4 protein-coding genes and 1 pseudogene are annotated in these 5,440 nt (G+C 67.6%); 3 read left to right on the top strand and 2 right to left on the bottom strand.

Annotated elements, in window-relative coordinates:
- Together WAN71_RS02345 and WAN71_RS02340 are read left to right on the top strand one after the other, a co-directional pair.
- The coding region (locus WAN71_RS02345) for an acyl-CoA synthetase (RefSeq protein ID WP_422223785.1) at positions 1–1,158 on the top strand (1,158 nt) is incomplete at its 5' end.
- Positions 1,159–1,286: 128 nt separating this feature from the next.
- Positions 1,287–2,609 (top strand): MFS transporter, encoded by a 1,323-nt coding sequence (locus WAN71_RS02340; protein ID WP_422223786.1) that lies wholly within the window; start codon positions 1,287–1,289, stop codon positions 2,607–2,609.
- Position 2,610: 1 nt separating this feature from the next.
- Here WAN71_RS02340 and dapD read toward each other — a convergent pair whose 3' ends face one another.
- On the bottom strand, positions 2,611–3,564 hold the full coding sequence (gene dapD, locus WAN71_RS02335; protein ID WP_422223784.1) for a 2,3,4,5-tetrahydropyridine-2,6-dicarboxylate N-succinyltransferase: 954 nt from the start codon (positions 3,562–3,564) through the stop codon (positions 2,611–2,613).
- A 25-nt stretch (positions 3,565–3,589) separates the two neighbouring features.
- Between dapD and dapE the strand changes: the two genes are divergently transcribed.
- Entirely contained in the window at positions 3,590–4,663 is a 1,074-nt protein-coding gene (gene dapE, locus WAN71_RS02330) for a succinyl-diaminopimelate desuccinylase (RefSeq protein WP_422223783.1), read from the top strand.
- On the opposite strand, the pseudogene WAN71_RS02325 reads toward dapE, so the two are convergent.
- Positions 4,660–5,440, bottom strand: a pseudogene (locus WAN71_RS02325) (AAA family ATPase); the annotation flags it as partial. The gene dapE and the pseudogene WAN71_RS02325 sit on opposite strands and share 4 nt — an antisense overlap.

Below are 5,440 nucleotides of genomic sequence, written 5' to 3'. Positions count from 1 at the left end.
CACATCCTCACCGACTCCGGTGCGCAGGCCTGGCTCGGCCCGCTGCCTGACGAGCCGGAGGGCCTGCCGCACATCCCGGTGCGCACGCACGCCCGGTCCTGGCACCGCCATCCCGAGCCGTCCCCGCAGGACACCGCGCTGATCATCTACACCTCGGGCACCACCGGCCCGCCCAAAGGGGTGCAGCTGAGCGGTCAAGCGATCGCCGCCGACCTCGACGCGCTCGCCGAGGCTTGGCAGTGGACCTCCGAGGACACCTTGGTGCACGGGCTGCCGCTGTTCCACGTGCACGGTCTGGTCTTGGGTCTGCTCGGGTCGCTGCGAGTTGGAAATCGCTTCGTGCACACCGGAAAACCGACGCCGGAGGCCTACGCTCAGGCCTGTTCTCAAGCCAACGGCACGCTGTACTTCGGTGTGCCGACGGTGTGGTCTCGAGTGGTGGCTGACCAGGCGGCCGCCGAGGCGCTGCGGCCGGCGCGGCTACTGGTGTCCGGCAGCGCCCCGCTGCCGGTGCCGGTGTTCGACCAGTTGGTCCGGCTCACCGGGCACCCGCCCGTGGAACGCTACGGCGCCACCGAGTCGCTGATCACGCTGTCCACCCGCGCCGACGGCGAACGCCGTCCCGGCTGGGTCGGCCTGCCGCTGGCCGGCATCGAGACCCGATTGGTAGACGACGACGGTGGCCCGGTGCCGCACGACGCGGAAACGATTGGGCGGCTACAGGTTCGCGGCCCCACCCTGTTCGACGGCTATCTGAATCGGCCGGACGCCACCGCCGACGCGTTCGACACCGACGGCTGGTATCGCACCGGTGATGCCGCCATCATCGACCGCGACGGCATGCATCGCATTGTCGGCCGCGAGTCGGTCGACCTGATCAAGTCCGGCGGATACCGTGTCGGCGCCGGCGAAATCGAGACGGCGCTGCTCGGGCACCCAGGGGTGGCCGAAGCAGCAGTGGTCGGGCTGCCCGACGACGACCTGGGCCAGCGTATCGTCGCGTTCGTCGTTGGTGACGCCGAGCCGCAGGAATTGATCGATTATGTCGCCCAACAACTTTCGGTGCACAAGCGACCGCGTGAGGTGCGGGTGGTGGATACCCTGCCACGCAACGCGATGGGCAAGGTGCTGAAGAAGGAGCTGCTGACCCGCAGCTGACAGGCTAAAACTTCGAAGGCGCCCGAGTATTTACAGCGTCTTTACAGTGCGACATCAGCGTTCTTTGTGGGCAAGCCAGGGCGCCTTCCCCTACCGTCGTTATCGTGCAGAGACGCAGCGTCACGCCGATGAGGCGAGTTGCCGCTGCGTGTCTGGTCGGCTCGGCAATCGAGTTTTACGATTTCCTGATCTACGGCACCGCGGCGGCGCTGGTGTTTCCCACCGTCTTCTTTCCCCACCTGTCTCCCACGTTGGCCACGATCGCGTCGATGGGCACGTTTGCCAGTGCGTTTGTGTCTCGGCCGATCGGCGCCGCCACCTTCGGCTACTTCGGGGATCGGCTCGGCCGAAAGAAGACCCTGATCGCCACGCTGCTGATCATGGCCGTCGCGACCGTGACCGTCGGCGCGGTTCCCAGCACGGCAGCCATCGGTACCGCAGCCCCAGTGATCCTGATTGCGCTGCGGCTACTGCAAGGGTTCGCCGTCGGCGGCGAATGGGCAGGCTCGGCGTTGCTGAGCGCCGAGCACGCGCCAGCCGGCAGACGCGGCTGGTACGGCATGTTCACCCTGCTCGGCGGCGGCACCGCGGCGGTGCTGAGCAGCCTGACGTTTTTAGGCGTGAACTTCAGCATCGGTGAAGACAGCCCCGCCTTCATGGAGTGGGGATGGCGCATTCCGTTCCTGATCAGCGCCGGCCTGATCGGTATCGCCCTGTATGTGCGCCTGCGGATCGACGAAACGCCGGTGTTTGCCGAGGAAAAGGCCCGCAACCTGGTCCCCACAGCGCCGATCGCGGAGTTGCTGCGCTTGCAGCGCCGAGAGATCCTGCTGGCCGCGGGCAGCATCCTGGGCGGCTTCGGCTTCGCCTACATGGGAAACACCTACCTGACCGTGTACGCCCATTTCCATCTGGGCTACACCCGCAGCTTCATCTGGGCCGTCGGGGCACTGGGCGGGCTGGCAAGCATCACGTTCGTCGCGCTATCGGCCAGTCTGTCCGATCGAGTCGGGCGTCGCCGGATGATGTTGCTGGGCTGGGCGGGATGTGTGCCATGGGCGCTTGCGGTGATTCCGTTGATGGATACCCGCAAGCCGGTTTTGTACGCGGTCGCCATCGTCGGCATGTCCGCGATCGCCGCGATCGGCTCCGGGCCTACCGGAGCGTTCATTCCTGAGCTGTTCGCCACCCGTTACCGCTACAGCGGATCGGCGCTGGCGGTTAACACCGCCGGCATCTTTGGCGGCGCGTTGCCACCGTTGATTGCCGGAACACTTCAGGCAACCTATGGCAGCTGGGCGGTCGGCCCCATGCTGGCCATCCTCGCCCTGGCCAGCCTGGTGTGCACCTATCTGCTTCCCGAAACGAGGGGGACAGCGCTGCAATCCACTCCGGGTGCCGGTATCGCGGCAGTGTCTTCGACACTCGAGTTGCCTGGAGGCGGCCGGTAGCTCAGTTCGCGTGCAGGTCCTCGTTGAGCGCGATACCGCGACCGTCGCGGGACACCACCTCGACCGCGCCGGTCACCGAGTTGCGACGGAACAGCATGTTGCTGCTGCCGGAGAGCTCCCGGGCTTTGACCGAATTGCCGTCGGGCATCACGACTTTGGTGCCCGCGGTGACATACAGGCCGGCTTCGATGACGCAGTCGTCACCGAGTGAAATGCCCAGACCGGCGTTGGCGCCGAGCAGACAATGCTTGCCGATCGAGATCACCTCGGTGCCACCGCCGGACAGGGTGCCCATGACCGACGCGCCACCGCCGATGTCGGAGCCGTCGCCGATCACCACGCCTGCCGAGATGCGGCCCTCGACCATCGAGGCGCCCAATGTGCCCGCGTTGTAGTTGACGAACCCCTCGTGCATCACCGTCGTTCCCGACGCGAGATGTGCGCCCAGCCGGACCCGGTCAGCGTCGGCGATGCGCACCCCGGTCGGCACGACGTAGTCGACCATCCGGGGAAACTTGTCCACGCCGTAGACGGCGACCGGGCCGCGGCGGCGCAGCCGGGCCCGCACCGTCTCGAAATCCTCGACCGCGCAGGGCCCGTGGCTGGTCCACACCACATTGGTCAACACGCCGAAGAAGCCGTCGGCGTTGAGCCCGTGTGGCGCGACCAGTCGATGCGAGAGCAGATGCAGTCGCAGGTAGGCGTCGTAGGCGTCGACGGCCTTCTCGTCCAGCGAACCGATCACGGTGCGCACCACGACGGTCTCGGTGCCGCGGTCGTCGTCACGTCCGGCCAGCGCGGCCAACTCGTCGGGAACCTCAGCCACCGATAGCCGCACCGTGCCGCTTTCGCCCGATTCGATCAGTTCAGGTGCGGGGAACCAAGTGTCGAGGATCGACCCGTTGCCGGCCAGAGTCGCCAGCCCAATGCCTGAAGCTGCAGTCACGTGCCCCACGCTACCCACCCACTACGCTGGGATCGTGCTGGACCTCCGCGGCGACCCGATCGAGCTGACCGCAGCTCTGGTCGACATACCCAGTGAGTCGCGGCAGGAACAGCGCATCGCCGACGAGGTGGAAGCCGCGCTGCGGGCGCAGACTCCCCAGGCTTTGGGGTACGAGATCGTCCGCAACGGCAATGCCGTGCTGGCGCGCACGGCGCTCGGCAGACCGACGCGGGTGCTGCTGGCCGGGCATCTGGACACCGTTCCGGTAGCCGACAACCTGCCAAGCCGGCGAGACGGTGCTTCGCTGTACGGCTGCGGCACCACCGATATGAAGTCGGGCGACGCGGTCTTCCTTCATCTGGCCGCGACGGTCACCGCACCCGCGCGCGACCTGACGCTGGTGTTTTACGATTGCGAGGAAATCGATTCGGCCGCAAACGGTTTGGGGCGCATCGAACGCGACCTACCCGATTGGCTATCGGCCGACGTGGCGATCCTCGGCGAACCAACCGGTGGCTTCATCGAGGCGGGCTGCCAGGGCACGCTGCGGGTGGTCATCCACGCGACCGGAACTCGAGCGCATTCCGCGCGATCGTGGTTGGGCGACAACGCGATTCACAAGCTGGGTGCGGTGCTTGACCGGCTGGCGGACTATCAGCCCCGCAGTGTGGAGATCGACGGATGTACCTACCGTGAAGGTTTGTCGGCGGTTCGCATCGACGGTGGTGTTGCCGGCAACATCATTCCCGACGCTGCGTCGGTGACCGTGAACTTCCGCTTCGCGCCCGATCGAGCGCCAGATGCCGCACTGCGCCATATTCACGAGGTTTTCGCTCGCCTCGACGTGCGGATCGAGCAGACCGACCTTGCCGCCGGAGCGCTGCCCGGGCTGTCCAAGCCGGCCGCCAAGGCCCTGGTCGAGGCCGCAGACGGGCAGGTGCGGGCGAAATATGGCTGGACCGACGTGGCGCGGTTCGCCGCCAGAGGCATTCCCGCGGTCAACTACGGGCCGGGCGATCCCAACCTGGCGCATACCCGCGACGAGCGGGTGCCGGTCGACCAGGTCACCGCCGCGGTGGCCATGCTGCGCGGGTATCTGAGCAGCTAAGCGCGCTGTGCCTGGGCGGACGCGTCGGCGGCCGCAGGTTCGAGCCCGCGATCGGCCATGTCGGCAGCCACATCGGCGAGCGCCGCGGCATCACCATCGGCCAGCGCACGGGCATGCGCGAGCGTGAGCCTCCCGAGCACGCAATCCACTTCGATCGACAGGCGTTCGGCCTTGAACACCGCCCGGGTGTCGCCGAGTCGCGCCGCGTCGTGCAGCGCGCGCAGCGCGATCGCCGACTGCCCGCCGCGTTCTGCGGTCTGCACGGCTTCACGGGCGGCTTCGATCGCGCCCGTGATGTCGCCGCGGGCCGCTTTCGACCAAGCCTTGGCCAGTGCCAACTCCGGAGCGAACAGCGTCGACTTCAGGCCGTGCCGAGACTCCGCGCGGCTGAAAACCTTTGCGGCCTCGAGTTGTTCACCTTGCTGGCCAAGCGCCTGAGCGAGCAGCGTCAGCGACAGCGGACCCCAGGAATAGCCGGTCCGCGCCAGCGGATCGGCGGCGCGGCTCAGCAGCGTCACCGCGGCGTCGAAATCGCCCTGGGCGATCGCCACGTAACCCACCAACGTCTCGCCGATCGCCCGCCCCGGCTGCTGCAGCTCGGCGAAGTCGGTGTAGCGCTGCGCCAGCGCGCGGGCCTCAGTCAGCCGGCCGGCCATCAGCAGGGCGGTGATCCGGCCGAAACCGCTCGTGAATCTGAGCAAACCGGGATGGTCGGCGGCCATGGCACGTCCCGACAGCGCCTCGACGTCGTCGAACCGCCCGGTGCGCGCCGAGCTC

It is taken from the genome of Mycobacterium sp., from assembly GCF_049280035.1.
Classification (GTDB): domain Bacteria; phylum Actinomycetota; class Actinomycetes; order Mycobacteriales; family Mycobacteriaceae; genus Mycobacterium.
The sequence above is the reverse complement of the archived record's forward strand: the minus strand, read 5'-3'. Positions and strand labels throughout refer to the sequence as shown.

What these genes read in the sequence shown, in the direction of transcription:
- WAN71_RS02340 (WP_422223786.1), top strand. Translation starts at nt 1,287, where the DNA reads ATGAGGCGAGTTGCCGCTGCGTGTCTGGTCGGCTCGGCAATCGAGTTT.